This is a genomic window from Micromonospora sp. R311 (assembly GCF_056780015.1).
In genome coordinates this window covers 202,754-227,186 of record NZ_JBSWCE010000006.1, presented here as the reverse complement: position 1 = coordinate 227,186, position 24,433 = coordinate 202,754, and the positions used below count along the sequence as shown (strand labels likewise).

The window sequence follows — 24,433 nt, the reverse complement described above, 5'->3', positions numbered from 1 at the left end:
CTCATGCCGCGGCGCTCCGGGCCGGCCGCAGGGTCAGCTCGACCCGGTCGAGCGGTCGCAGCGCCGCCGCCACCTTGATGCCGGGCACCTCCGGTCGCTGGAGGCGGAACCGGTAGCGGCTCAGCAGGGTGGCCACGATCAGTGTCGCCTCGAGGTAGAACAGATGCATACCCAGGCACTGGTGCGGGCCACCGCCGAACGGGAAGTGCGCGTAGCGGTGCCGGCTGCGGGCCCGTTCCGGGGCGAACCGGTCGGGATCGAAGACCTCCGGGCGGTCCCAGAACATCGACATCCGGTGGGTGATCAGCGGGCTGACCACGAGGGTGGCGCCGGCCTCGATCCGCACCCCGCCGATCACGTCGGCCTCGACCGCGCGGCGCGGGAAGAGCCAGCCGATCGGGTAGAGCCGGAGCAGTTCGTCGAGCACCTGCCTGGTGTAGCGCAGCTCGCGCAGGTGTTCCCGGCGCACCGGTGCGTCGCCGACCACCCGGTCGATCTCCTCGTAGAGCCGCGCGGCGACCTGCGGGTCCCGCTCGATGTGCGGCCAGAGCCAGGTGAGCACACTGATCGTGGTCTCGGTGGTGGTGGCCACCATGGCCACCGTGTCGTTGCGGACCTGACGCTCGTCGAGGCGGCTGCCGTCCTCGGTGCGGCCCCGCCAGAGGGTGGAGATGATGTCGTCCCCGTCGGACTCCGCGGTCTCCCGGGAGGTCCGGACGATCGGCAGCAGCAGGTCGTCGATGAGCCGGACGGCCCGACGGAAGGCGCGGTCACCGGGCATCGGCACGGTCAGCGGGGCCCAGGGCACCATGATGCGGGGCATCACCGACCAGGCGATCGCGTCCTGCGCCTCCATGATCTTCATGGCGTCCGGCACCGAGATCTTGTCGGCGAAGAAGACCCGCATGATCGCCGAGCAGACGATCCGGGCCTGCTCGGTGCCCATGTCGACCGGGCGGCCGGCCCGGGCCGAGGCGTCCAGCTCGTCGACCGCGTCCTCGATCGCCTCGGCCAGCCGGTCGACCAGCCCGTCGATCCGGCGCGCGGTGAACAGCGGCTGGAGGATGTGCCGGCTGTTCGACCAGTACTCGCCGTCGCTGAGGATGCCCTCGCCGAACAACCGCTTCAGCGGTCGCCACTGGAGCCCGTCACCGGCCCGGACGTAGTTCGTGGATTTTTCCCGGAGCACCTGTTGCAGGTGCTCCGGCCGGGTGACCAGGTAGGGACGGAACGAACCGAGGTTGAGCTTGACCACCTCGCCTCGGGACCGTTCCCCGAATTCGACCAATGCCCGCGCCGGATCACGGAGCAGGCTCGGCACCACCTGGCGCAGTGGGACCGCGTCCGCCCGTCGGGTGTGGACGTGCGCGGTGTGTGACACTCCCACGTGCTCTGTGCCCCCTTCGGCAACTGTGCGTCATGGCGTGACTGTGATGAGTCAACGCTCAGCCGAGCATGCCATTGCCGAATCAACTTTCTCTAGTCGCACCAAGAGAAATTTTCGCGGTCGGCAATCCCTTGCTCCACAAGGGAAGGGTGCGGGAACCCTCAGGGCCGCAGATCCCGCAGGTAGCGGTACTCGGCCCCGATCGGGCGGTAGCCGTACCGCCGGTTCAGCGCCAGCATCGCCTCGTTGCCGGCGTCGTTGACCGTGACGGCCTGCCGGTAGCCGGCGGCCCGGGCCGCGCGCAGCGACGCGTCCTTCACCAGCCGGGCCAGCCCCCGGCCGCGCCAGTCGCGGCGGGTTCCGGTCATCCCCGACTGGTAGCGGTCCCGGCCGTCGGTCAGCGCCACGCTGAAGGCGACCACCACCTCGTCCAGGACGGCCACCGTGGTCAGTGCCCGGTCCAGGTCCGGCCGCTCCCAGTACGCCGCCCGCCAGTCGGCGTAGCCGACCTCCGCCATCCCGACGTCACCGGGCTCGTCCCGGGCGGCGTCCAGGTCGGCCTCGTAGAGCGGGCGCGGGTCGTCCAGGTCGGCCGCCGCGGCCAGCCGCACCGGCACCGCCACCGGCGGGGACTCGGGCAGCGCCGCGGCGGCCAGGTCCAGGCCCAGCAGCACCGAGCGGCGGCCGGGGCGGTAGCCGCGCCGGTCGGCGAAGGAGACCGCCGCCGCCTCGTCGGCCACCCGGGCGTACGCCCGCCGCACGCCGAGCCCGACGAGCCGCGCCTCGGCGGCGGCGAGCAGCGTGGAGCCCACGCCGCGGCCCCGCCACCGGGGGTGCACGGACAGGTTGACGAAGCCCCACCCGGGCTCGCCGCTCTCGTGCAGCAGCCCGGTCCGGGCGACCCCGACCAGTTCGTCGCCGGCCTCGGCGACCAGCAGCCCGAAGCGTTCCGCCGCCGGAGCGCCGGTCAGCTGCCAGCGGACCAGTTCCGGGGTGGCGATGTACGGCTGGGTGGCCCGCAGCAGCTCGGCGACGGCCTCGGCGTCGCTCGGGCCGCCGGGGCGGACGGTGGCGGTCATGGCCCGGCAACCTACCGCAGCGGGTCGGCCCGCACGGATCGGACGGGATCGGCCGGGGACGAATCCGCGCGGGTCCGGGCACCCTGTGCCAGGCTCAGGGGCATGGACGACAAGACCATCCTGAACCGGATCTCCGAGCTGGTCGACGAGGAGCACCGGCTGCGCGCGGACGCGCAGGCCAACGAGACGGGCACCGACGACGAGGCCCGCGAGCGGCTGCGCGAGTTGGAGGAATCCCTCGACCAGTGCTGGGACCTGCTGCGCCGCCGGCGGGCGGCCCGGCAGACCCACGGCGACCCGGACGCCCAGGGCGTACGCCCCAAGCCGGAGGTCGAGCGCTACCTCCAGTGAGATCCGGCGGCGCGTGCCGGGCGGCCCTCGGGTCGCCCGGCACGCGCGCGTCTCAGCGGATGCCCGCCTCGCGCAGCAGTTCCCCGGTCAGCGCGGTCGGGTCGGCCGGCAGGCCGCGCGCCGCGAACCAGCTGCTGACCACCCGGACGTCCCGGGCCAGGAACTCCGGGCCCTGCGGGTTGGCCACCACGTCGACCACCTGGGGCAGGTCGATCAGCACCAGCCGCCCCCGGTGTACCAGCAGGTTGTACGGCGACAGGTCGCCGTGCGCGTAGCCGGCTCGGGCGAGGACGACCAGGGCGTCGACGAGTTGCGTCCACAGGTCGCGCAGCTGGGCGGGATCGGGCCGCAGCTGGGCCAGCCGGGGCGCGGCCCGCCCCTCCTCGGGCTCGCCCACGAACTCCAGCATCAGCTCGGTGCCCCGCAGCTGGACGGGGTACGGCACGGCGATCCGGCCGTGCGCGGCGCCGATCTCCCAGAGCCGGGAGAGCGCGGCGAACTCGGCCGCCGCCCACTGCCCGGCGATCATCTGCCGGCCGAAGGCCGTCCGGCCGGCCATCGCCCGCATCTCCCGGGACCGGCGCACCCGGCGCCCCTCCAGGTAGCCGGCGTCGCGGTGGAACAGCCGGTGTTCGGGGTCCCGGTACCGCTTGACGGCCAGCAGGCAGGACCGGTCGGTGTCGGGCACCGCCCGGCGGACCAGGTGGACGTCCGCCTCCTTGCCGGTCTTGAGCACACCGAGTTCGGTGTCCCTGGCGGCCAGTTCGGTGACCAGCCAGTCCGGGTGGGGTTGCGGGCCGTGCACGGCGTCGTCCCAGGAGGACCAACGCTCTCCGGTGTCCGGGTCCGGCCCGGCGTCCGGGTCGGCGAGGGCGGCGGGCTCGGCTGCCCGGCCGCGCTTCAGGAAGAACGGTTCGTCGTCGTCGAAGCGGCGCTTGCCGCGGGTACGGCGCTCGGGCGCCGGAAGGTCGTGATCGCGCACTGCGGTGGTGATCCCTTGCTCGAGGCTGATGGAGGCAGGTGGAAGTGACCTGCGAAGACGGCCATGACCGACCCCCTCTCCTCGACCGGGCGCACGCCCGGGATCGCACCATGCGCCGACCATGCTCGCGACCCGGTCGCGGCCGGTCAACCGAATTACCCGCCCGGGCGCGCGGCGTGGTCGCCGCCGGGTCGGCCGCCACACGCCGTCCCGGGCCCGCGGCTGCGCTCAGCCGGCGAGCACGGTGGCGACGGCGGCGATCAGGCCGTCCGCCGTCCGGGTCGGCGCGAACCGCGGGTCCGCCCAGGTACGCCCCCGGTGCAGCCAGACGCTGGGCAGGCCGACGGCGGCGGCGCCACCGATGTCCGCCTCCGGGCTGTCGCCGACCACCCAGGCCCCGCGCAACGGCATCCGGACCCGCTGGGCGGCCAGCGCGAAGATCCTCGGGTTGGGTTTGCTGACCCCGGCCTCCTCGGAGATCACCCAGTCGGCCACGAACCGGTCCAGTCCGGTCCGCCGGATCATCGCCTCCTGCTGGCGTACCGTGCCGTTGCTGACCACCACCGGCACCCACCCGGCGTCGTCGACGATCCGCAGCGCGCAGGCGACCAGCGGGTCCAGCCGGACGTTGGCCACCACCCCGTCGTACAGCTCCTCCACCAGGTCGATGGAGGGGATGCGCAGGGCGTACCGGTCCCGGATGGCGTCGGCCACGTCCCACTTGTCGGTGAGCCCGTCGGCGTCGATGGAGACCAGCCAGTCGATGTCGGCCGGCGGCGCGCCGATGCCGTCCAGGAACCGTTCACCCCAGGCGCGGAACGGGCCGGTCCGGTCGAGCAGGGTGTTGTCCAGGTCCAGCAGGAGCAGCGGCACTCGGGCACCCTACGGGACGCCGGTGCCCCGCCGACAGGGCCCGGCGGTCTCCCTCCCGGGACGAGCGGCGGGGCCCTCCGGGGCGACCAGGGGCGCCGGCTCGCGCGCCGGGTCAGGCGGTGAGCACCGCCCGGGCGGGTCCCTGGTCGGCAAGACGGTCCGCCAGCATGGAGTGGGCCGCCCGGGTGGCCGCCAGGGTGGCCGGGTCGAGCGTCGCCACCAGCACGTCCTCGCCGGTGTCCGCGCCCCGCGCCAGCGGGCGGCCCTCCGGGTCGTAGACCGCCGCGCCGCCGTTGAACCGCCACGGCGGTTCGCCGCCGACCGCGTTGGCGAAGACCACGAACATCGTGTTGTCCAGCGCCCGGGCGGGGTAGTAGAGGTCACGGCGGTGCTCGGAGCCCGCCAGGTAGCCGCTCGGGCAGAGGTAGCCGTGCGCCCCGTCGGCCGCGGCGGCCCGGCCGTGTTCGGGGAAGCAGCCGTCGTAGCAGATGCCGAGGCCGAGCCGCCACCCGTCGACCAGCAGGGTGGCGCCCCGCCGGCCGGGGGTGAACAGGTCCCGCTCGTCGCCCCAGAGCTGCTGCTTGTCGTAGCCGACCCGGATGCCGCCGGCCCGGTCGACCACGAGCGAGGAGATGGTCCGCCGGCCGTCCGGGTGCCGGACCGCCGCGCCGACCACCACCACCGTGCGGCCGTCGCGGGCGGCGGCCCGCAGCGGGTCCAGCCGCGGGTCGTCGACGCCCGCCGCCGGGTCGGCCGCGACGTCGGTGCCGGCCGGATCGGCCGCCAGCGTCGGCGGGTGGTACGCGGGCAGGAAGAGCTCCGGCAGCACCGCCACCCGGGCGCCCCGGGCGGCGGCCTGCCGGACCAGCCGGGCGGCCGTCGCCGCGTTGCCGGCCACGTCGCCGGGGACCGGTTCGGCCTGCACGGCCGCCACGGTCAGCGGTACGGCGGGTACGGCGGCGGGGGCGGGGGGTGGTGTCACGGCGCGATCCTATCGGGAGCGCGGCGGCGGAGTGATCAACCGACGGCCGAACCCAAGCCGTACGTACGGTTTGCATGACGCGGGGTGACCTGTCACGATCGACTCGTGCCCAGAGTAAGCCAGGACCAGCTCGACGCGCGCCGGCAGGAGATCCTCGCCGCGGCGCGGGCGTGTTTCGCCCGGCACGGCTACGAGGGCGCCACCGTACGCCGGCTCGAGGAGGCCACCGGGCTCTCCCGGGGCGCGATCTTCCACCACTTCCGGGACAAGGACTCGCTCTTCCTCGCGGTGGCCGAGGACGACGCCGCGGTGATGGTGGAGACGGTGGCCCGCAACGGTCTGGTCCAGGTGATGCGGGACCTGCTGGCCCGGGCGGTCTCCCCGGACACCACCGGGTGGCTCGGCAGCCAGCTGGAGGTGTCCCGGCGGCTGCGCACCGACCCGGCGTTCGCCAAGCGGTGGGCCGAGCGGTCGGCGGCCATCGCCGAGGCGACCCGGGAGCGGCTGGCCCGCCAGCGGGAGGCCGGCGTCCTGCGCGAGGACGTCCCGATCGACGTGCTGGCGCAGTTCCTGGAACTCGCCTACGACGGTCTGGTGCTGCACCTGGCCATGGGCCGGCCGGCCGGTGACCTCGGCCGGGTGCTGGACCTCGTGGAGGAGGCGGTCCGCCGGCGCTGACCGCCGGCACCGCGGGCCGCCAGGCCCCCCGACGCCCACCCCCGCCCCGCTCCCCCGCCGGGGCGGCCGGAAGGTGCCGCGCCGCCCGGCGCGGGGCGGTACGGCGTGGCGGTCCTGCTCCACAATGAGGCCGCCGATCCCTCCGGCGAGAAGGAGCAGCCGATGTCCGTCCTTGCCGCACCGGGCGACACCTGGGGTATCCCCGGCCCCGCCTTCCTGCGCTTCTACCTCGCCGCGGCCGTCCTGGTCGTGGTCCTGGCCGCGGTGCACCGGGCCCGGGTGCTCGCCGGCTCCCGCGCTCCCGGGTACGACCTGCTCAGCCCGGAGCAGGCCGCCTACCTCAACGGCGGAGCGCCGCTGGCCGTGCACGCCACGCTCGGGGCGCTGCGGGGCACCGGTTCCCTCGGCGTCGGGCCGGACCGCCGCCTCGTCACGACCGGCCCGATGCCCGCCGGCGCCACCCCGCTGGCCCAGGCGGTCCACAACGCGGCCGCCCGCCGGGCCCGGGTCTCGGAGGTGCGTACGGACCAGTGGGTGGCGGCGGCGCTCAACCAGCTCGCCGCCGACCTCGAACAGCGCGGGCTGGCCCTGTCGCCGGCCCGCCGCGAGTCGGCCCGGCGCGGCGCGATGGCCCTGGTGCTCCTGCTGGCCCTCGGCGTGTTCCGGCTCTTCCAGGGGCTCTCCAACGACCGGCCGGTCGGCTGGCTCGCGCTCAGCCTGGTGGGCATCCTGGTGGCCGTCCTGATCCTGGCCCGCGTGCCGTACCGGACCCGGGCCGGTCGGGCCGCGCTGCGCAACCTGCGCCAGCGCCACGTCCACCTCGCGCCGGCCTCCGCCCCCGCGTACGCGACCTACGGCGCGGCCGGCGCCGCGATGGGCGTGGCGCTGTTCGGCACCGCCTCGCTCTGGGCGATGGACCCGGGCTTCGCCGAGCAGGCCGAGATCCAGCGGCAGGCCCTGGGCAGCAACGGCGGCACCGGCGGCTGCGGCAGCGGCGGCGGCTCCTGCGGCGGCGGCAGCTCCTGCGGGGGCGGCGGCGGTTGCGGGGGCGGCGGGGGGTGCGGCGGATGACCGGTCCCACCGGGGTGGGCATCGGCTGGCGGCCGGAGATCGCCGGCTTCGTGGCCGAGCTGCCCGGGCTGCGCTTCGTCGAGGTGGTGGCGGAGTCCGTGCCGGCGGCGGGCCCGCTGCCGGCCGGCCTGGCCGCGCTGCGCGACCGGGGCGTCACGGTCGTGCCGCACGGCGTGCGGCTCAGCCTCGGCGGCGCGGAGCCGGTCGACCCGGCCCGGGTCGGCCAGCTGGCCGCGGTGGCGCAACTGGTGGACGCCCCGCTGGTCAGCGAGCACATCGCGTTCGTCCGGGCCGGCGGGCTGGAGGCCGGTCACCTGCTGCCGCTGCCGCGTACCCGGGAGGCGGTCGACGCGGTCTGCGCCAACGTGGACCGTGCCCAGGCGCAGCTGCCGGTGCCGCTCGCGCTGGAGCCGATCGCGGCGCTGTTCGACTGGCCGGACGACGAGCTGGACGAGGCCGCGTTCCTGACCGAGATCCTGGACCGCACGGGGGCGCTGCTGCTGCTCGACGTCGCCAACGTGTACGCCAACGCGCGCAACCGCGGCACCGACCCGGTGGCGCTGCTGGACCGGCTGCCGCTGGAGCGGGTCGCCTACGCGCACGTGGCCGGCGGCGCCGAGCACGGCGGCTTCTACCACGACACGCACACCGACCCGGTGCCCGCCGGCGTGCTCGACCTGCTCGGCAGGCTGTGCGCGCGGCGCCGGCCGCCGGCGCTGCTGCTGGAACGGGACGGGCACTACCCGCCCGCGGCCACGCTCCGCGCCGAACTGGACGCCCTCGCCGCCGCGTCCGGCTTCCCGGTGGTCACGTGACCACCGGCCCGGCCGCGCGACCGGCAGCCGATCCTCGCCGGCGGACGGCGGCAGATCCGGCCCCGCGGACGGCGGCCGACCCGGCCCCGCGACCGGCAGCCGATCCGGCCCCGCGGACGGCGGCAGATCCGCCCCCGCGACCCTCAGCCGACCCGGCTGCGCGACCGGAGGCCGAACCAGCCGGGCGGCCGGCGGGCGACCTGGCCGCCCGGCAGGCGGAACTGGTCGCGGCGCTGGTGGCCGGCGCCCCGGCGCCGCCCGGTTTCGCCCCGGCGCCGCTGGCCGCCGCGCGGGCGGCGCTGCTGCGCAAGCGAGCCGGCGACGTCGCCCGGCACTGGCCGCTGCTCGCCGCCGGCTTCGGCGCGGACTGGCCGGCCACCTTCGCCGGCTGGGCGGCCGGCCGCCCCACCGCGGGCTCGCTGCGCGACGGCTGGGACCTGGCCCGCGCGCTGCGCGACCGCGGCGTGCTGCCCCCGCTCGGCGCGGAGGAGCTGGCGGTGCGCGAGGCGACCGACCGCTACGACGGCGGCCGGGCCCCGCGGCCCCGGCGGCTGCCCGGGCTCGGGCGCGCCGGCGGCGCCGTCGCGGTGCAGCTCGCCGGTCGGGTACGCCTGCTGCGGCCCGCCCGGCGCTGACCACCGGCGCCGGCGCCCGCCCGGATCCGGGCAGCCGCCCGGCGCCGAGCCCGTGACTGGCGGATCCGGCCGGATGCGGGAGGATCGACGCATGGATCTCGGACTGACGGATCGGGTGTACGTGCTCACCGGCGCCTCCCGCGGCCTGGGTTACGCCACGGCCGAGTGCCTGGTCGCCGACGGCGCCCGGGTGGTGCTCTCCGGCCGGGAGGCGGACGCGGTCACCGCGGCCGCCGAGCAACTCGGCGGGCCCGGGCGGGCGGTCGGGCTGCCCGCCGACCTGACCGACCCGGACACTCCGGAGCGCCTGGTGGCGGCAGCCCGGGAGCACTTCGGCCGGCTCGACGGGGCGCTGGTCTCGGTGGGTGGACCGCCGCGGGGCAGCGCCGCCTCAATCAGCGACGAGCAGTGGCGGCGCTCCTTCGAGACGGTCTTCCTCGGCACGATCCGGATGGTGCGGACGATGGCCGCCACGCTCTCCCCGGGCGGCGCGATCGGCCTGGTGCTCTCCACCTCGGCCCGCGGCCCGGTGCCGGGGCTGGGCATCTCCAACGGCCTGCGTCCCGGCCTGGTCGGGGCGGCGAAGGACGTCGCCGACGAGTACGGCCCCCGCGGCGTCCGGGTGGTCGGCCTGCTGCCGGGACGGATCATGACCGACCGCAACCGGGAACTGTTCGCCGCGACCGGCGACGCCGACCGGGCGCGGGCGGAGGCCGAGGCGGCCATCCCGCTGCGCCGCATCGGCGAGCCGGCGGAGTTCGGCCGGGTCGCCGCGTTCGTGCTCTCCCCCGCGGCGAGCTACCTGACCGGGGTCACCGTCCCGGTCGACGGTGGCGCGCTGCGCGGCCTGTGACCGCCGGCCGCGCCCGGCGCCCCGGCAGCCCGGGCCGATCCGGGCCCGGGCGCTTTGCACCGCCGTCACCCGGGACCGACGGCGGGGCGCGGTCGGAGCCGGCGCGGAGCCGGGCGGGCGGGCCCTGGCCCCGGCCCACCCGGGAGGAGTTGGCCGCCGCGGCGGACCGGACCCTTGCGGACGTCATCGCGCCCGGGCTCGACGTGCTCTTCGTCGGGATCAATCCGGGGCTCTGGTCGGCGGCCACCGGCTGGCACTTCGCCCGGCCCGGCAACCGGTTCTGGCCGGCGCTGCACCGCGGCGGTTTCACCCCGCGCCAGCTGCACCCGAGCGAGCAGGACGAGCTGCCCGGCTACGGGCTCGGCATCACCAACATGGTCGACCGGGCCAGCGCCCGGGCCGACGAGTTGACCGCCGCCGAGCTCGTGGCGGGTGCGGAGGTCCTCACCGGCAAGGTCGAGCGGTACCAGCCCCGGTGGGTGGCCGTCCTCGGGGTGACCGCGTACCGGATCGGGTTCGCCCGGCCGAAGGCCGGCTTCGGCCCGCAGCCGGAGCCGCTGGCCGGTGCCCGGCTCTGGGTGCTGCCGAACCCCAGCGGGTTGAACGCCCACTTCACCCCGGTGACGCTGGGCGCCGCCTTCGCCGAGCTGCGGGCCGTGGCGACCGGCTGACCGTCAGTTCGCCGCGGCGGGGGGCAGCGCCTCGTCGGGCACGTACGAGCGCATCGGCAGCGCCACCGGCTCGGGACCGGTCGCGTTCGCGTACGGGGTGGGCGAGTCGGCCACCGCGAACTGGGTGCGGTAGAGCTCGGCGTACAGGCCGCCCACGGCGACCAGCTCGTCGTGCCGGCCCCGCTCCACGATCCGCCCGTCGTCGAGGACCAGGATCTGGTCGGCGTCCCGGACGGTGGAGAGCCGGTGCGCGATGACCAGCGCCGTCCGCCCGGTCAGCGCCACCGACAGCGCCCGCTGCACCGCCGCCTCGCTCTCCGAGTCCAGGTGCGCGGTCGCCTCGTCCAGGATCACGATCGAGGGGGCCTTGAGCAGCAGCCGGGCGATCGCGATGCGCTGCTTCTCGCCGCCGGAGAAGCGGTAGCCCCGCTCGCCGACGGTGGTCTCCAGGCCGTCGGGCAGGGAGCGCACCAGGTCGGCGACCTGGGCGCCGGCCAGCGCCGCCCAGAGCTCGTCGTCGGTGGCGCCCGGCTTGGCGTAGCGCAGGTTCTCGGCGATCGTCTCGTGGAACAGGTGGGAGTCCTGGGTGACCACGCCGATCTCGTCGCGCAGCGAGTCGAGGGTGGCGTCGCGGACGTCGACCCCGCCGACGAGCACCTGCCCGTCGGTGACGTCGTAGATCCGGGAGATCAGCATCGACAGCGTCGACTTGCCCGCGCCGGAAGGACCGACCAGGGCCACCATCTGCCCCGGCTCGACGGCGAACGAGACGCCCTTGAGTACCGGCTCGTTGACCGTCCGGTCCAGCGTGGCGACCTCCTCCAGCGAGGCCAGCGAGATGTCGGCGGCGCTCGGGTAGCGGAACCGCACGTCGCGGAACTCGACCCGGCCGTTGCCGCGGGGCACCGGCGCGGCGTCCGGCTTCTCCTGGATGGCCGGCTCGAGGTCGAGCACCTCGAAGACCCGGTCGAAGGAGACCAGCGCGCTCATCACGTCCACCCGGACGTTGGAGAGCGCGGTCAGCGGGCCGTAGAGGCGGGTGAGCAGCAGGGCGAGGGTCACCACCGTGCCGGCGCTCACCGAACCGGTGACCGCCAGCCAGCCGCCGAGGCCGTAGGTGAGCGCCTGGGCCAGCGAGGCGACCAGCAGCATCGCCACGAAGAACGTCCGCGAGTACATCGCCGACTGGATGCCGATGTCGCGCACCCGCTCGGCCCGGCCGGCGAACCGGCGGGCCTCCACCTCGGGCCGGCCGAAGAGCTTGACCAGCAGGGCGCCCGCGACGTTGAACCGCTCGGTCATCGTCGCGTTCATCTTGGCGTCGAGGTTGTACGACTCGCGGGTGATCTCGGCCAGCCGCCGGCCGACCCGGCGGGCCGGGATGATGAAGACCGGCAGCAGCACCAGCGACAGTACGGTGATCTGCCAGGAGAGGGTGAACATCACCGCGGCGGTGAGCACCAGCTGGATGACGTTGCTGACCACACCGGAGAGGGTCGAGGTGAACGCCCGCTGGGCGCCGAGCACGTCGTTGTTGAGCCGGCTGACCAGGGCGCCGGTCTGGGTGCGGGTGAAGAACTGCAGCGGCATCCGCTGGACGTGGTCGTAGACCCGGGTGCGCAGGTCGAGGATGATGCCCTCGCCGATCCGGGCCGAATACCACCGCTGGGCCAGGGAGAGCAGCGCGTCGACCACCGCGAGCGCGGCGATCACCAGCGCCAGCCGGACGACCAGCGAGCCGGCCTCCGGGCCGCCCCGGCTGATGCCGTCGATCACGTCACCGGCGAGCACCGGGGTGGCGACCCCGATGATCGCCGCCAGCACCACGGTGACCAGGAAGACGACGATGTCGCGGCGGTAGGGACGGGCGAAGTCCACGATGCGGCCGGCCACGCCGCGCTGGAGCCGGTGGGCGGAGATCTCGTCCCGGCTGCGCATCGACCGGAGCATGCTCCAGCCGCCCATGCCGCCACCGGACATCGGGTTGGACACACTCACCTCCGGGTCGTCGGGCTGACCACACCGTCAGGTCAATTCTCCCGACGACTCTGACAACCTCGGTCGTAACCCGGATCTTCCCGAACGGTCCTTACTATTCTCCCCGTCCGGCGAGATCGCGCAGCCGACGGGTCTGCGCCTCCCGTTCGGCCCGCTGCTGCTCGGCGGCGGACCGGGCGCCGGCGCCGGTCAGCAGCGCCTTGATCTCCACCACCGCGTCCCGGTTGTTGGCCAGCAGCCCGGCGGTGAGGTCACGGACCGCGCCGTCGAGTTCGGCGTTCGGCACGACCAGGGTGGCCAGGCCGATCCGGTCCGCCTCGGCGGCGTCCATCCGCCGGCCGGTGGCGCAGATCTCCAGCGCGCGGGAGTAGCCGACCAGGTCGACCAGGCGTTTGGTGCCGGCGAGGTCGGGCACCAGGCCGAGGGTCACCTCGGCCATCGAGAACTTCGCGTCCTCGGCGAGGACCCGCAGGTCACAGGCGAGCGCGAGCTGGAAGCCGGCGCCGATGGCGTGACCCTGCACGGCCGCCACGGAGATCACGTCCGGCCGGTGCAGCCAGGTGAAGGCGGCCTGGAACTCGGCGATGCGCTCGGCGCACTCCGGCTCGGACAGGGTGGCCAGCTCCGCGAACGAGCCCGGCCCGGACGCGCCGGCCACCGACAGGTCGAGGCCGGCGGAGAACGCCCGCCCCTCGCCGCGGACGACCACGACGCGCACGTCACCGGGCAGGTCGCGGGAGAAGTCGCTCAGCGCGCGCCACATCGCCGGGGTCTGCGCGTTGAGCACGTCGGGCCGGCACAACGTCACCGTCGCGACGGGCCCGTCGCAGTCCAGCCGTACCCCGGTCGCCTCGGCGGTCACCGGGCGGCCCGGGGCGCGGCGCTGGTGGACGACGCTGGTGGGCGGGTCACGCCTTCTTGCGGCGCCGGGCCCCGCCACGCTGCCGCAGCTGCACCCCGGACTCGGTGAGCACCCGGTGGATGAACCCGTAGGAACGGCCGGTCGAGGCCGCGAGCGCGCGGATGCTCTCCCCCGAGGTATACCGCTTTACCAGGTCCTTGGCGAGCGTCTGACGCTCGGCTCCGACGATCCGGCGACCCTTCTCAGTGCTGGTGGCTGTGCCCGTGGCTGCCATGCTGTGTCCTCACGTCCCAGACTGTGCGGTTCGGATACGGTCCCACCTATTAGACCGCCTCGAACGATCATGCGCCAGATATCAACTCTTCGCCAATCGACACGCTATGCGATGTCAGGTTCCCGATAGGGTGACGCCCCGGACGGCCGTCCGGCCACCCGGCACCGGCGGACCGGGCGGGCGCGGCGGCGGTGCCGGACCGGGGGCGGCGGGCCGGGCCGTACCCTGCCCGGGTGATCGATCTACTGGGCACCGCGGTCGGCGCGGCCGTGGTGTTCGCCGCCACCGACGTGGACGACATCGTCATCCTGACCCTGTTCTTCGTGGCTGCCCGCACCACCGGCCGGCCCCGCCCGTGGCAGATCGTCGCCGGGCAGTACCTGGGGATCGGCGCGCTCGCGGTGGCCAGCGCGGTGGTCGCGGCCGGGCTGCTGGTGGTGCCCGACCCGTGGACCGGGCTGCTCGGGCTGCTCCCGATCGCGCTCGGCGTGCGGGCCCTGCTCGACACCGACGACGACGAGGCCCCCGCGGTGGTCGGGTCCGCGCTCGGCGTGGCCGGGGTGACGATCGCCAACGGCGCCGACAACGTCGCTGTCTACGTGCCGGTGTTCCGCGCCCTCGGCCCCGCTGACAGCGCGGTCTTCCTGCTGGTCTTCGTGGTGCTGATCGCGCTATGGTGCGCGGCCGGCGCCTGGCTCGGCAACCATCCCCGGGTGACCCGCCTGGTCGAACGCGCCGGCCACTGGCTGGTCCCGACCATCTTCATCGCCATCGGCGTGGTCATCCTGACCACCTCCGGCGTCCTCACCCACCTGCTCACCCTGCCCCGCTGACCCGCCCACCCGGCCCGCCAACGCCGCACAGCGCGGGCGGGGGCGCCGGCGGCGCAATTGATCATGAAGCTGTCGCCGGAACGCCGGCACGGCCGACGACAGCTTCATGATCAAGGGGCGATGGGCAGGGGGTGGGCAGAACACCTAGCATCGTCGGCATGGCAACGCGGCTCGTTCAAATCAACATGAAGGCCCGGGACGACTCCGCGCTGGGCGGCTTCTGGGCGCAGGCGCTCGGCTGGGGAGTCTCCAGCGAGGGACCCGGCGTGACCAACCTCGAACCCGAGGGCTTCGTCTACCCCGACCCCGTCGCCGTCTGCCTCGACCTCATCGCCTCCCCCGAACCCAAGACGGTGAAGAACCGCGTGCACGTCGACCTCGCCACCACCTCGGCGACCCATCAGGCGGAGCTGGTCACGCGCCTGAAGGATCTCGGCGCAACACCCACCGACATAGGCCAGGGCGACGTCCCCTGGACGGTCATGGCCGACCCGGAGGGCAACGAGTTCTGCGTGCTGGACCCGCAACCGCTCTACCGGGACACCGGACCGATCGCCGCGGTAGTGGCCGACTGCGCGGATCCGCGAGCCATGGCCCGCTTCTGGAGCGAAGCCACGGACTGGACCCTGCACACGGTGACCGACCACAACGCGGTCCTGCGCTCCGCCAAGGGCGTCGGCCCATATCTGCGGTTCATCCGTACACCCGACGTGAAGACCGTGTGGAACCGCGTCCATCTCGACGTCCGCCCCTATCCGGGCGACGACCTGGTGGCTGAGGCGGCCAGGCTGCGGACTCTCGGCGCCACCCCCATCGACCTGGGCCAAAGCGTCCCGTGGACGGTCCTCGCCGACCCGGAAGGCAACGAGTTCTGCCTCCTCACCCCGGGCTGACCCAAACCCTCGTCCTCCGCGCACCACGGCCACCAGCCCGGGCGTCGCGACGCGCCCTAGGCGAGTTCGACGAGTTCGAGGAGGTCGTCGCTCCAGGCGTCCTCGTCGCCGTCGGGGAGCAGGATGGCCCGGTCGGGCTTGAGCGCCATGACCGCGCCGGGGTCGTGGGTGACCAGCACGATCGCGCCCGGGTAGCGGGCGATGGCGTCGAGCACCTGCTCCCGGCTGACCGGGTCGAGGTTGTTCGTCGGCTCGTCGAGCAGCAGCACGTTCGCCCCGGAACAGACCAACGTGGCCAGGGCCAGCCGGGTCTTCTCGCCGCCGGAGAGCACCCCGGCGGGCTTCTCCACGTCCTCGCCGGAGAAGAGGAACGCGCCGAGGATCTTGCGCAGGTCGGTGTCGGTCTGCTCGATGGCGGCGCTGCGCATGTGCTCCAGCACCGTCCGGTCCACGTCGAGCGTCTCGTGCTCCTGGGCGTAGTAGCCCAGCCGCAGGCCGTGCCCGGCGTGCACCTCGCCCGTGTCCGGCTCCAGCAGGCCGCCCAACATCCGCAGCAGGGTGGTCTTGCCGGCGCCGTTGAGCCCGAGGATGGCCACCCGGGAGCCCCGGTCCACCGCCACGTTGACGTCGGTGAAGATCTCCAGCGAGCCGTACGACTTGGACAGGCCGGTCGCGGTGAGCGGCGTCTTGCCGCACGGGGCCGGGCTCGGGAAGCGCACCTTCGCCACCTTGTCGGCGACGCGGACCTCCTCCAGCCCGGCGATCAGCTTCTCGGCCCGGCGGGCCATGTTCTGCGCGGCGACGGTCTTGGTGGCCTTGGCCCGCATCTTGTCGGCCTGCGCCATCAGCGCGCCGGCCTTCTTCTCGGCGTTGGCCCGCTCCCGGCGGCGGCGCCGCTCGTCCGTCTCGCGGGCCTCCAGGTACGCCTTCCAGCCCAGGTTGTAGACGTCGACCACCGAGCGGGTGGCGTCGAGGAACCAGACCTTGTTCACCACCGACTCCAGCAGCGAGCCGTCGTGGGAGATCACGATCAGGCCGCCCTTGTGGTTGGCGAGGAAGCCGCGCAGCCAGGTGATCGAGTCGGCGTCGAGGTGGTTGGTCGGCTCGTCGAGCAGCAGGATGCCGCCGCCGTTCTCCCCCGCGTCGCGGAACAGGATCCGGGCCAGCTCGATGCGGCGGCGCTGGCCGCCGGAGAGGGTGCCGATGGTCTGGGCGAGCGCCCGGTCCGGCAGCCCGAGGTTGGCGCAGATGCGGGCGGCCTCGGCCTCGGCGGCGTACCCGCCCAGGGAGGCGAACTGGTCCTCCAGCGCGCCGTAGCGGCGGACCAGCTTGTCGTCGGCGCCGTCGGCCAGCTTGGCCTCGATCTCCTTCATCTGGGCCATGAGCACGTCCAGGCCGCGGGCGGAGAGCACCCGGTCCCGGCCGGTGACCTCCAGGTCGCCGGTACGCGGGTCCTGCGGGAGGTAGCCGATCGCGCTGCGTCGGTCGATCTGACCGGCGTACGGCTGCCCCTCGCCGGCCAGCACCTTGAGCGTGGTGGTCTTGCCGGCGCCGTTACGGCCGACCAGGCCGATCCGGTCGCCCGGCTGCACCCGCAGCGTGGTGTCGGACAGCAGGATCCGGGCGCCGGCGCGCAACTCCAGGCCGGTGGCAGTGATCATTTCGAGGTACTCGCTCTCGGGGTCTGGAAGGGCTGACTCAGGGCACGCGAGAGCGCCGGCGGGCCGGAGGACACCGTCGGCGCGGGGCGGTTCAGCCTTCGCAGAGCAGCACGGGGCAAGTGTACCGGGCGCCGTCCGACTTCCTCGCCGGATTACCGAGCAAGATCATCGGGTACCGAATCGGCGTCCGGACCCGGTCCGGCACCGCAACCACCAAGACGGATCAAAACGGTGATCGGGGTTGACATGGAGCTGAACGAGAACGCGCGGATCGACACCAGCCAGGTGGACGACCGGCGAGGGTCCGGCGGAGGCGGCGGGCTGGGCGGCATCCCCATCCCGATCGGCGGCGGCCGCGGCGGCATCGTCGGCATCGTCATCGCCGTGCTGGTCGCCCTGGTCGGCGGCGGTTTCGGCCTGAACGCCGCCACCAACGGCGGCGGTGAGCAGGGCGACAACACCTCGCTGGAGCAGAAGTGTTCCGCCGAGGACGCGCTCCAGCAGCTGGACTGCCGCAACACCCTCTACGTCAACTCGATCCAGGCGTACTGGCGCACCGCGCTCCCGCAGGCCTTCGGCGAGCAGTACCGGCCGTCGCGCACCGTCTTCTTCAGCCAGGGGGTGAGCACCGCCTGCGGCCAGGCGGACTCCGGCGTCGGCCCGTTCTACTGCCCGGCGGACGACCTGGTCTACATCGACCTGACCTTCTACCGGGTGCTCGCCGACCAGCTCGGCGCCGAAGGCGAGTTCGCCCAGCCGTACGTGCTGGCCCACGAGTACGGCCACCACGTGCAGGACCTGCTCGGCACCGAGGCGCAGATGCGCCGCCAGCAGCAGCGCGACCCGGACGACGCGAGCGCGCTGTCGGTGAAGCTGGAGCTGCAGGCCGACTGCTACGCCGGGGCGTGGGCCAAGAACGCCACCGGTACCGCCGACGAGAGCGGCCAGAAGATCTTCACCAGCATCACCGAGCAGGACATCGCGCAGGCCATCGACACCGCGGAGAAGATCGGCGACGACGCCATCTCCGAGCGGGCGAACCGGCCGGTGAACCCGGAGGAGTTCACCCACGGCTCCTCGGCCCAGCGCAAGGAGTGGTTCACCCGGGGCTACTCCAGCGGTGACCCGAAGTCCTGCGACACCTTCGGCGGCGCGCTCTGACCTGCTGAGGCCCGGTCGGCCCGGCCGGAGCAGCCGGTCACCCGGGAATCGTCCCGCGGTGGGCGCGGGCCGGCCGAGGACCGGTCAGGCGGGACAGCGTCGCGGCGTCGGACCAGCTGAGGACCGGTCAGGCCGGGGCGGGGTCGCGGACCAGGATCCGGACCGCACGGGCCGCCGCGATCGCGCCGACCAGCACGGCGTGCCGGGGTTCCGGCACGTCCAGCAGGCGCTCCGCGCGCAGCGCGGCCAGCGGGGCGAGCCGCCGGTCGGCGAGCACCGCGTCCACCGCCCGCCGGTCGCCGCCGCAGACCAACGCGCTCAGCGACGACGCCTCCGGCAGCAGCAGCCGTACGGCCAGCTCGGCCGCGTCGCCCAGCGCCGCCTTCGCCTGGTTGTCGCGCCGCCGGGCGAAGCGCTGCTGGGACCAGCCGCCGGCGGCGGTCCGCCCCTGCACGTACCGCGTGTCCACCTTGGAGACGGTGAGCTCCTCCCCCGCCACCACGCCGACCGCCACGGCGCCCTTGCGGGCGAGCAGCAGCCCGATCCGGCGCGGCGCGGTCGCGGCGGCCAGGAAACCGGGCAGGTCCGCGGTGGCCGGGGCGCCGGGCGGGGTGTGCAGCTCGGCGGTCGCGCCGTCCGGGGCGGCGAGCAGCAGGCCGTACCCCTCGACGGTGGTGGTGGGCGGGCCGTGCCGGTCGGTGAAGCCGTCGACCCAGCGGCCCACCCGGCCCGGGTCGACCTCGACCCACCGGCCGCCCCCCGCTGCGGGTCTGCTGCTCATCGCCCGACCGTACGGCACCGGTCGACACGCCCGGGCGCTGGCCCGGGACCGGGACCGTGCCGGTGGACGGCTCAGTCGGGCAGCAGCATGGCCACCGCCAGCGCGGCGATGATCGCGCTGGAGAGCAGCGCGGTGACCAGCCGCCCGCGCGGGCCGGCGAGCACCCGGCCGACCAGGGTGCCGCCGCCGGCGATCAGCAGTTGCCAGCTCGCGGAGGCGACGAAGGCGCCGAGCACGAAGAGCGCGGCGGCCAGCGGATCCGGGTCGGCGGCGTCGCCCCGGCCCAGCACCAGCGCCGCGAAGTAGACCACGGTCGCCGGGTTCAGCAGGGTGAGCGCGAGCACGCCGGCGAACGCCCGGGGCGGGGTGTCCAGCCCTCGGCGTGGACCGGCCGCACCGGTCGGGGTGCGGGGCCGCACCGCCCGCCGGGCGCCGTGTGCGGCGATGGCGAGCAGCACCAGCGCCGCGGCCAGCCGCAGCGGCCCCGCGACCGGGGCGATCAGCCCGGCGACCACGGCCCCGCCAAGGGCCGCCACCGCGGCGTAGAGCCCGTCGGCGGTGGCCACCCCGAGCGCGGCGGCGGCACCGACCCGGAACGACGTTCGGGCGCTGAGGCCGAGGATGAGCACGGCGATCGCGCCGACCGGGATGGCGACGCCGTAGCCGGCGACCACGCCGGCCAGGAACGCGCCGGTCACGACCGTCGGCGGCGGGTCGAGGCGCGACCGGGTGCCGAGCGCTGTCGGCGCGCGGCGGTGGCCGCGGCGACAGGTGCGGGCTTCATCCGGTACGTCTCGATCACCCGCCCATCCTGCGCCCCCACCCCCACCCCCGCCACCAATTTCCACCCCGCCCCCGACCCCACCCCGCCGGCCGGCGACCGGCATCGCCCGACCCCGCCCCCATCCCCCGCCCCTCACGTTGTCGCCCGTGGTCGTCTGCTGCTCAGTAGGGCGAGACGGCTCGCTGGCGCCGGCTGAGCATCAGACGATCTCGAATGTGGGCGGGTGGGGAGCGGGGTGGAGACGCGTCGAGCGCGGCGCCCGGGTGGGCGACGCGCTCGACGGAGTCCGGCGGGGCCGGGTCAGACGTTGAAGCCGAGGGAGCGGAGCTGGTCGCGCCCCTCGTCGGTGATCTTGTCGGGCCCCCACGGCGGCAGCCAGACCCAGTTGATCCGGATGTCGCTGACCAGGCCGCCGCCCGGGCCGGTGGTCAGCGCCTGCCGGGCCTGGTCCTCGATCACGTCGGTGAGCGGGCAGGCCGCCGAGGTCAGCGTCATGTCCAGGGTGGCGACGTTCTCCTCGTCGACGTGCACGCCGTACACCAGGCCGAGGTCGACCACGTTGATGCCCAGCTCGGGGTCGACGACGTCCTTCATCGCCTCCTCGATGTCGGCGACGGCGGCCTTGCCGCCCGCCGCCCCGGCGGCCGGCGTGCCGGCCGCGCCCTCGGTCGGCGGCGTCGCCGCGGTGGCGGTGTCCTCGCTACTCATGCCTTTACCTCCGTCGGGCTCACGCCCACGCCGGCGCGTGCCGCGGCGTCCTTGAACGCCATCCACGGCAGCAGCGCGCACTTCACCCGGGCCGGGTAGCGGGCGACACCCGCGAACGCCACCCCGTCACCGAGCACGTCCTCGTCCGGCATGACCTGACCACGGCCGGACATCAACTGCACGAACGCCTCGTGCACCTCGAACGCCTCACCCGCGCCCCGACCGACCAGCAGCTCGTGCAGCACGCTCGCCGACGCCTGGCTGATCGAGCAGCCCATGCCGTCGTACGAGACGTCGTGCAGCACGTCCCCGTCGGTGGCGACCCGGACGGTGACCTCGTCACCGCAGGTGGGGTTGACGTGGTGCGCATCGGCCACCCGGTCCGCCGGGTCGTCCGCGTCCCGCAGGCCGCGACCGTGCGGGTGCTTGTAGTGGTCCAGGATGATCTCTTGGTAGAGCTGGTCGAGCTGCATCAGTCGAACACCTTCCGCACCTGCTCCAGGCCCGCCACCAGGGCGTCGATCTCCCCGGTGGTGGTGTAGAGGTAGAACGAGGCCCGTGTGGTGGCCGGCACGCCGAACCGGGTGCAGACCGGGCGGGCGCAGTGGTGCCCCACCCGTACCTGCACGCCGAGCGAGTCGAGCACCTGCCCCACGTCGTGCGGGTGCACGTCACCCAGGGCGAACGAGATCGTCCCGCCCCGGCCCACCGGCACGGTCGGCCCGAAGATCCGCAGGCCGGGCACCGTGGCGAGGGCCTCCAGCGCGTACGCCGTCAGCTCCTTCTCGTGCCACTGGATGGCCCGCATCCCGATGCCGCTGAGATAGTCCACCGCGGCGCCGAGCGCGACCGCCTCGGCGATCGGCGGGGTGCCCGCCTCGAACCGGGCCGGCGGCGCGGCGAAGGTGGACCCCGCCATCGCCACCGTCTCGATCATCGAACCACCGCCGAACACCGGCGGCATCGCCGCGAGCAGCTCCGCCCGCCCCCAGAGCACCCCGATGCCGGTCGGGCCGCACATCTTGTGCCCGGTGAAGACGATGAAGTCGGCGTCGTAGTCGACCACGTCCATCGGCATGTGCGGCACCGACTGCGAGCAGTCCAGCAGCAGCAGCGCCCCCACCTCGCGCACCCGCTCGGTGATCCGCGCGGTGGCGTTGACCGTGCCGAGGATGTTCGACATGTGCACCAGCGAGACGATCTTCGTCCGCTCGGTGACCAGGTCGTCCAGGCCCGACTCGTCCAGCCGCCCCTGGTCGGTCACCGGGAACCAGCGCAGCGTCGCACCGGTGCGCTCGCAGAGCAGCTGCCACGGCACGATGTTCGAGTGGTGCTCCATCTCGGAGATCACCACCTCGTCGCCCGGGCCGAGCCGGAACCGCGGGTCGGCGTCCGGGCGCAGCGAGGCGTTCGAGAAGGCGTACGCCACGATGTTGATCGCCTCGGTGGAGTTCTTGGTGAACACCACCTCGTCCACGCCCGGCGCGTTGATGAACGCGGCGACCTTGGCCCGGGCGCCCTCGTACGCCTCGGTGGCCTCGGTGCCCAGCGTGTGCACCGAGCGGGAGACGTTGGCGTTGTGCATCGCGTAGTGCTCGGCGAGCACGTCGAGCACCTGCCGCGGCTTGTGCGAGGTGTTGGCGCTGTCGAGATAGACCAGCCGGTGCCCGTTGACCTCCCGGTCGAGGATCGGGAAGTCGGCGCGCACCTTGGCCACGTCGTAGCGCGGCACGTCGTCGTACTGCGGCATCCCGGGCGGGATCGCGATGGTGGTCACCTCAGCTGGTCCTTACCCTCAGGCCCGCGCCGAACCGGCCCCGGCGACGTACCGCTCGTAGCCCTCTTCCTCGAGCTTGTCGGCCAGCTCCCGGCCGCCCTGCTCGACGATCCGGCCGGCCACGAAGACGTGCACGAAGTCCGGCTTGATGTAGCGCAGGATCCGGGTGTAGTGGGTGATCAGCAGCATCCCGGTGTCGCCGGTGTCGCGGACCCGGTTGACGCCCTCGCTGACCACGCGCAGCGCGTCCACGTCCAGGCCGGAGTCGGTCTCGTCGAGGATGGCGATCTTCGGCTTGAGCAGCTCCAGCTGCACGATCTCGTGCCGCTTCTTCTCACCGCCGGAGAAGCCCTCGTTGACGTTGCGCTGGGCGAACGCCGGGTCCATCTGGAGCCGCTCCATCGCCCCGCGCAGCTCACCGCCCCAGGTGCGCAGCTTCGGCGCCTCGCCGTCGATCGCGGTCTTGGCGGTCCGCAGGAAGTTGGCCACCGAGACGCCGGGCACCTCGACCGGGTACTGCATGGCCAGGAAGAGGCCGGCGCGGGCCCGCTCGTCGACGGACATGGCCAGCACGTCCTCGCCGTCGAGGGTCACCGAACCGCCGGTGATCTCGTACTTCGGGTGGCCCGCGATCGAGTAGGCCAGGGTGGACTTGCCGGAGCCGTTCGGGCCCATGATCGCGTGGGTCTCGCCCGAGCGGACGGTCAGGTCGACACCGGCCAGGATCGGCTTGAGCTCACCCTCGGGCAGCTTGACCGACACCTTCAGGTCGCGGATCTCCAGGGTGCTCATTATCGGGTCACTCCATTGCTCGGCGTGAGGCTGACGTAGATGTCCCCGTCACGGACCTCGACGGGGTAGACGGGTACGGGTTCGGTGGCGGGCAGCCCGGTCGGCTCACCGGTACGCAGGTCGAAACGGGAACCGTGCAGCCAGCATTCCAGCGTGCAGCCGTCGACCTCGCCCTCGGAGAGGGCGACCGCGGCGTGCGAGCACTCGTCGTAGGCGGCGTAGAACTCGCCGTCCTCGCCGTGCACCAGCGCGATCGGGGTGCCGTCGACGTCCGCGCTGATCGCGGTCCCCTTCGGCACGTCCTCCGTGGAGCAGATCCGGATCATCAGGCGCCCGCCTTGGCCAGCCGGGCCTCGATCGCGTCGCCGAGCCGCTCGCGCAGCTCCTCGACCGGGATCTTGTTGATCAGCTCGGCGAAGAACCCGCGCACCACCAGGCGGCGCGCCTCGGTCTCCGGGATGCCCCGGGCCATCAGGTAGAACAGCTGCTCGTCGTCGAACCGGCCGGTCGCGCTCGCGTGGCCGGCGCCGGCGATCTCGCCGGTCTCGATCTCCAGGTTCGGTACGGAGTCCGCCCGGGCGCCGTCGGTGAGCAGCAGGTTCCGATTGATCTCGTACGTGTCGGTGCCGGTCGCCTCGGCGCGGATCAGCACGTCGCCCACCCAGACGGTGCGCGCGCTCTCGCCCTGCAGGGCGCCCCGGTAGCCGACGTAGCTGCGGCAGTCCGGCACGCTGTGGTCGACCAGCTGCCGGTGCTCCAGGTGCTGGCCGGAGTCGGCGAAGTAGAGGCCGTACAGCTCGGCCTCGCCGCCCCGGTCGGTGTATTCCACCGAGGTGTACTGCCGGACCAGGTCGCCGCCGAGGCTCACCTGGACGTGGATCACCTTCGCGTCCCGGCCCAGCTTGATCTTCAGGTGCTGTGCCTGCACCGCGTCGTCCGCCCAGTCGGCGATGGTGACCAGGGTCAGCTTCGCCCCGTCGGCCACGCTCACCTCGACGTTGTCGGCCAGGGTGCCGCCGCCGACGTGCCGCAGCACGACGACCGACTCGGACAGCGCACCGACCTCCACGAACGTGTGGGCGAAGGCCACCACGTCGGACGGACCACCGTGCACGGTGATGATCGCGGGCTCGGTGACCACCGCCTCCCGGGCCACCCGCACCAGCGTGCCGGGATCCGACTCGCCGTAGGCCCGTGCGCTGATCCGGTCCACCGGGACCAGCACGCTGCCCCGGCGTGGATCGTCCTTGGCCAACGTGCCGACCGTGATCCCCTCGGGCAGCTGACCGTGTTCCAGGGCGGGCCAGTGCGCCGACTCCTCGGTCACGGCACCGTCCAGCAGCCCGCGCAGGCGCTTGAGCGGGGTGAACCGCCACTCCTCCTCCAGGCCGGTCAGGGCCGGGAAGTCGGCGACGTCGTACGAGCGGAGCGCCTGCGACTTGGTGCTGGGCGGCGCGGAAGCCTGGGTAGTCATCTCTTCCTTGGTCTGTTCTGCGACGACGGTGTCATTAACTGGAGGGTCGGTCGGTGTT

General features: G+C 74.0%; 27 protein-coding genes. 10 read left to right on the top strand and 17 right to left on the bottom strand.

The features are described from left to right. Window position 1: 1 nt before the first annotated feature. Both AC1WTP_RS07365 and AC1WTP_RS07360 read right to left on the bottom strand, forming a co-directional pair. Window positions 2-1,387, bottom strand: a complete 1,386-nt coding sequence (locus AC1WTP_RS07365; protein WP_481648455.1) for a cytochrome P450 — start codon at window positions 1,385-1,387, stop codon at window positions 2-4. A gap of 161 nt (window positions 1,388-1,548) precedes the next feature. Then, complete coding sequence (locus AC1WTP_RS07360) at window positions 1,549-2,466, bottom strand: N-acetyltransferase family protein (protein ID WP_481648454.1); 918 nt, start codon at window positions 2,464-2,466, stop codon at window positions 1,549-1,551. Between the two features lie 102 nt (window positions 2,467-2,568). Between AC1WTP_RS07360 and AC1WTP_RS07355 the strand changes: the two genes are divergently transcribed. After that, window positions 2,569-2,817 carry a DUF2630 family protein gene (locus tag AC1WTP_RS07355; RefSeq protein WP_447140031.1) on the top strand — a complete coding sequence of 83 codons (249 nt, stop codon included), beginning with the start codon at window positions 2,569-2,571 and terminating at the stop codon, window positions 2,815-2,817. Window positions 2,818-2,869: 52 nt separating this feature from the next. Here AC1WTP_RS07355 and AC1WTP_RS07350 read toward each other — a convergent pair whose 3' ends face one another. The 3 genes from AC1WTP_RS07350 to AC1WTP_RS07340 all read right to left on the bottom strand — a co-directional run bounded on the left by AC1WTP_RS07350 (window position 2,870) and on the right by AC1WTP_RS07340 (window position 5,654). Then, window positions 2,870-3,799: a serine protein kinase RIO gene (locus AC1WTP_RS07350; protein WP_481648453.1), complete on the bottom strand. Its 930-nt coding sequence runs from the start codon at window positions 3,797-3,799 to the stop codon at window positions 2,870-2,872. A 228-nt stretch (window positions 3,800-4,027) separates the two neighbouring features. Continuing rightward, entirely contained in the window at window positions 4,028-4,672 is a 645-nt protein-coding gene (locus AC1WTP_RS07345) for an HAD family hydrolase (protein WP_481648452.1), read from the bottom strand. 112 nt (window positions 4,673-4,784) lie between these two features. After that, on the bottom strand, window positions 4,785-5,654 hold the full coding sequence (locus tag AC1WTP_RS07340; protein ID WP_481648451.1) for a carbon-nitrogen hydrolase family protein: 870 nt from the start codon (window positions 5,652-5,654) through the stop codon (window positions 4,785-4,787). A gap of 105 nt (window positions 5,655-5,759) precedes the next feature. On the opposite strand from AC1WTP_RS07340, the gene AC1WTP_RS07335 reads away from it, so the two are divergent. The 6 genes from AC1WTP_RS07335 to mug all read left to right on the top strand — a co-directional run bounded on the left by AC1WTP_RS07335 (window position 5,760) and on the right by mug (window position 10,377). Continuing rightward, complete coding sequence (locus AC1WTP_RS07335) at window positions 5,760-6,332, top strand: TetR/AcrR family transcriptional regulator (protein WP_447140035.1); 573 nt, start codon at window positions 5,760-5,762, stop codon at window positions 6,330-6,332. 162 nt (window positions 6,333-6,494) lie between these two features. Then, window positions 6,495-7,403, top strand: coding sequence for a TIGR04222 domain-containing membrane protein (locus tag AC1WTP_RS07330; RefSeq protein ID WP_481648450.1), 909 nt, complete (start codon window positions 6,495-6,497; stop codon window positions 7,401-7,403). Then, the gene (locus AC1WTP_RS07325) at window positions 7,400-8,218 is read left to right on the top strand and encodes an MbnB/TglH/ChrH family RiPP precursor modification enzyme (RefSeq protein WP_481648449.1); all 819 of its coding nucleotides are present in this window, start codon (window positions 7,400-7,402) and stop codon (window positions 8,216-8,218) included. Before AC1WTP_RS07330 ends, AC1WTP_RS07325 begins: the two co-directional genes overlap by 4 nt. 200 nt (window positions 8,219-8,418) lie before the next feature. Continuing rightward, window positions 8,419-8,853 carry an SCO6045 C-terminal-like domain-containing protein gene (locus tag AC1WTP_RS07320; protein ID WP_481648472.1) on the top strand — a complete coding sequence of 145 codons (435 nt, stop codon included), beginning with the start codon at window positions 8,419-8,421 and terminating at the stop codon, window positions 8,851-8,853. A gap of 91 nt (window positions 8,854-8,944) precedes the next feature. Further along, on the top strand, window positions 8,945-9,706 hold the full coding sequence (locus tag AC1WTP_RS07315; RefSeq protein WP_481648448.1) for an SDR family oxidoreductase: 762 nt from the start codon (window positions 8,945-8,947) through the stop codon (window positions 9,704-9,706). Next, window positions 9,703-10,377 carry a G/U mismatch-specific DNA glycosylase gene (gene mug, locus AC1WTP_RS07310; RefSeq protein ID WP_481648447.1) on the top strand — a complete coding sequence of 225 codons (675 nt, stop codon included), beginning with the start codon at window positions 9,703-9,705 and terminating at the stop codon, window positions 10,375-10,377. Before AC1WTP_RS07315 ends, mug begins: the two co-directional genes overlap by 4 nt. A 3-nt stretch (window positions 10,378-10,380) precedes the next feature. Here the strand turns inward: mug and AC1WTP_RS07305 are convergent, their stop codons facing one another. The 3 genes from AC1WTP_RS07305 to AC1WTP_RS07295 all read right to left on the bottom strand — a co-directional run bounded on the left by AC1WTP_RS07305 (window position 10,381) and on the right by AC1WTP_RS07295 (window position 13,511). Beyond that, window positions 10,381-12,357, bottom strand: a complete 1,977-nt coding sequence (locus AC1WTP_RS07305; RefSeq protein WP_481648471.1) for an ABC transporter ATP-binding protein — start codon at window positions 12,355-12,357, stop codon at window positions 10,381-10,383. A gap of 112 nt (window positions 12,358-12,469) precedes the next feature. After that, complete coding sequence (locus tag AC1WTP_RS07300) at window positions 12,470-13,237, bottom strand: enoyl-CoA hydratase/isomerase family protein (RefSeq protein ID WP_481648446.1); 768 nt, start codon at window positions 13,235-13,237, stop codon at window positions 12,470-12,472. A gap of 46 nt (window positions 13,238-13,283) precedes the next feature. After that, window positions 13,284-13,511, bottom strand: a complete 228-nt coding sequence (locus AC1WTP_RS07295; RefSeq protein ID WP_007462679.1) for a helix-turn-helix domain-containing protein — start codon at window positions 13,509-13,511, stop codon at window positions 13,284-13,286. A 233-nt stretch (window positions 13,512-13,744) separates the two neighbouring features. Here AC1WTP_RS07295 and AC1WTP_RS07290 point away from each other — a divergent pair, with 233 nt between their 5' ends. Next, window positions 13,745-14,344 carry a cadmium resistance transporter gene (locus AC1WTP_RS07290; protein ID WP_481648445.1) on the top strand — a complete coding sequence of 200 codons (600 nt, stop codon included), beginning with the start codon at window positions 13,745-13,747 and terminating at the stop codon, window positions 14,342-14,344. 158 nt (window positions 14,345-14,502) lie between these two features. Continuing rightward, window positions 14,503-15,237, top strand: a complete 735-nt coding sequence (locus tag AC1WTP_RS07285) for a VOC family protein (RefSeq protein ID WP_481648444.1) — start codon at window positions 14,503-14,505, stop codon at window positions 15,235-15,237. A 56-nt stretch (window positions 15,238-15,293) separates the two neighbouring features. Here AC1WTP_RS07285 and AC1WTP_RS07280 read toward each other — a convergent pair whose 3' ends face one another. Continuing rightward, complete coding sequence (locus AC1WTP_RS07280; RefSeq protein ID WP_481648443.1) at window positions 15,294-16,898, bottom strand: ABC-F family ATP-binding cassette domain-containing protein; 1,605 nt, start codon at window positions 16,896-16,898, stop codon at window positions 15,294-15,296. A 246-nt stretch (window positions 16,899-17,144) separates the two neighbouring features. Here AC1WTP_RS07280 and ypfJ point away from each other — a divergent pair, with 246 nt between their 5' ends. Then, entirely contained in the window at window positions 17,145-18,059 is a 915-nt protein-coding gene (gene ypfJ, locus AC1WTP_RS07275) for a KPN_02809 family neutral zinc metallopeptidase (RefSeq protein WP_481648470.1), read from the top strand. 127 nt (window positions 18,060-18,186) lie between these two features. Here the strand turns inward: ypfJ and AC1WTP_RS07270 are convergent, their stop codons facing one another. The 8 genes from AC1WTP_RS07270 to sufD all read right to left on the bottom strand — a co-directional run bounded on the left by AC1WTP_RS07270 (window position 18,187) and on the right by sufD (window position 24,375). Then, the gene (locus AC1WTP_RS07270) at window positions 18,187-18,840 is read right to left on the bottom strand and encodes an acVLRF1 family peptidyl-tRNA hydrolase (protein ID WP_481648442.1); all 654 of its coding nucleotides are present in this window, start codon (window positions 18,838-18,840) and stop codon (window positions 18,187-18,189) included. A 71-nt stretch (window positions 18,841-18,911) separates the two neighbouring features. Next, window positions 18,912-19,538, bottom strand: coding sequence for a LysE family transporter (locus tag AC1WTP_RS07265; RefSeq protein ID WP_481648441.1), 627 nt, complete (start codon window positions 19,536-19,538; stop codon window positions 18,912-18,914). A gap of 386 nt (window positions 19,539-19,924) precedes the next feature. Further along, window positions 19,925-20,332, bottom strand: coding sequence for a metal-sulfur cluster assembly factor (locus AC1WTP_RS07260; protein WP_481648440.1), 408 nt, complete (start codon window positions 20,330-20,332; stop codon window positions 19,925-19,927). Further along, on the bottom strand, window positions 20,329-20,805 hold the full coding sequence (sufU, locus tag AC1WTP_RS07255; protein ID WP_481648439.1) for a Fe-S cluster assembly sulfur transfer protein SufU: 477 nt from the start codon (window positions 20,803-20,805) through the stop codon (window positions 20,329-20,331). The genes AC1WTP_RS07260 and sufU overlap by 4 nt, the downstream gene beginning before the upstream one ends. Next, entirely contained in the window at window positions 20,805-22,109 is a 1,305-nt protein-coding gene (locus tag AC1WTP_RS07250) for a cysteine desulfurase (RefSeq protein WP_481648438.1), read from the bottom strand. The genes sufU and AC1WTP_RS07250 overlap by 1 nt, the downstream gene beginning before the upstream one ends. A gap of 18 nt (window positions 22,110-22,127) precedes the next feature. Beyond that, window positions 22,128-22,901, bottom strand: coding sequence for a Fe-S cluster assembly ATPase SufC (gene sufC / locus AC1WTP_RS07245; RefSeq protein ID WP_447140047.1), 774 nt, complete (start codon window positions 22,899-22,901; stop codon window positions 22,128-22,130). Beyond that, window positions 22,901-23,227, bottom strand: a complete 327-nt coding sequence (locus AC1WTP_RS07240) for a non-heme iron oxygenase ferredoxin subunit (protein ID WP_447140048.1) — start codon at window positions 23,225-23,227, stop codon at window positions 22,901-22,903. The genes sufC and AC1WTP_RS07240 overlap by 1 nt, the downstream gene beginning before the upstream one ends. Continuing rightward, window positions 23,227-24,375, bottom strand: a complete 1,149-nt coding sequence (sufD, locus tag AC1WTP_RS07235; protein WP_481648437.1) for a Fe-S cluster assembly protein SufD — start codon at window positions 24,373-24,375, stop codon at window positions 23,227-23,229. Before sufD ends, AC1WTP_RS07240 begins: the two co-directional genes overlap by 1 nt. Window positions 24,376-24,433 lie beyond the last annotated feature (58 nt).

Coding starts and splice junctions, on each gene's coding strand:
- AC1WTP_RS07360 (WP_481648454.1), bottom strand. CDS start 2,466: ATGACCGCCACCGTCCGCCCCGGCGGCCCGAGCGACGCCGAGGCCGTC.
- AC1WTP_RS07355 (WP_447140031.1), top strand. CDS start 2,569: ATGGACGACAAGACCATCCTGAACCGGATCTCCGAGCTGGTCGACGAG.
- AC1WTP_RS07330 (WP_481648450.1), top strand. CDS start 6,495: ATGTCCGTCCTTGCCGCACCGGGCGACACCTGGGGTATCCCCGGCCCC.
- AC1WTP_RS07325 (WP_481648449.1), top strand. CDS start 7,400: ATGACCGGTCCCACCGGGGTGGGCATCGGCTGGCGGCCGGAGATCGCC.
- AC1WTP_RS07315 (WP_481648448.1), top strand. CDS start 8,945: ATGGATCTCGGACTGACGGATCGGGTGTACGTGCTCACCGGCGCCTCC.
- AC1WTP_RS07305 (WP_481648471.1), bottom strand. CDS start 12,357: ATGTCCGGTGGCGGCATGGGCGGCTGGAGCATGCTCCGGTCGATGCGC.
- AC1WTP_RS07295 (WP_007462679.1), bottom strand. CDS start 13,511: ATGGCAGCCACGGGCACAGCCACCAGCACTGAGAAGGGTCGCCGGATC.
- AC1WTP_RS07285 (WP_481648444.1), top strand. CDS start 14,503: ATGGCAACGCGGCTCGTTCAAATCAACATGAAGGCCCGGGACGACTCC.
- AC1WTP_RS07280 (WP_481648443.1), bottom strand. CDS start 16,898: ATGATCACTGCCACCGGCCTGGAGTTGCGCGCCGGCGCCCGGATCCTG.
- ypfJ (WP_481648470.1), top strand. CDS start 17,145: ATGGAGCTGAACGAGAACGCGCGGATCGACACCAGCCAGGTGGACGAC.
- AC1WTP_RS07270 (WP_481648442.1), bottom strand. CDS start 18,840: ATGAGCAGCAGACCCGCAGCGGGGGGCGGCCGGTGGGTCGAGGTCGAC.
- AC1WTP_RS07260 (WP_481648440.1), bottom strand. CDS start 20,332: ATGAGTAGCGAGGACACCGCCACCGCGGCGACGCCGCCGACCGAGGGC.
- sufU (WP_481648439.1), bottom strand. CDS start 20,805: ATGCAGCTCGACCAGCTCTACCAAGAGATCATCCTGGACCACTACAAG.
- sufC (WP_447140047.1), bottom strand. CDS start 22,901: ATGAGCACCCTGGAGATCCGCGACCTGAAGGTGTCGGTCAAGCTGCCC.
- AC1WTP_RS07240 (WP_447140048.1), bottom strand. CDS start 23,227: ATGATCCGGATCTGCTCCACGGAGGACGTGCCGAAGGGGACCGCGATC.
- sufD (WP_481648437.1), bottom strand. CDS start 24,375: ATGACTACCCAGGCTTCCGCGCCGCCCAGCACCAAGTCGCAGGCGCTC.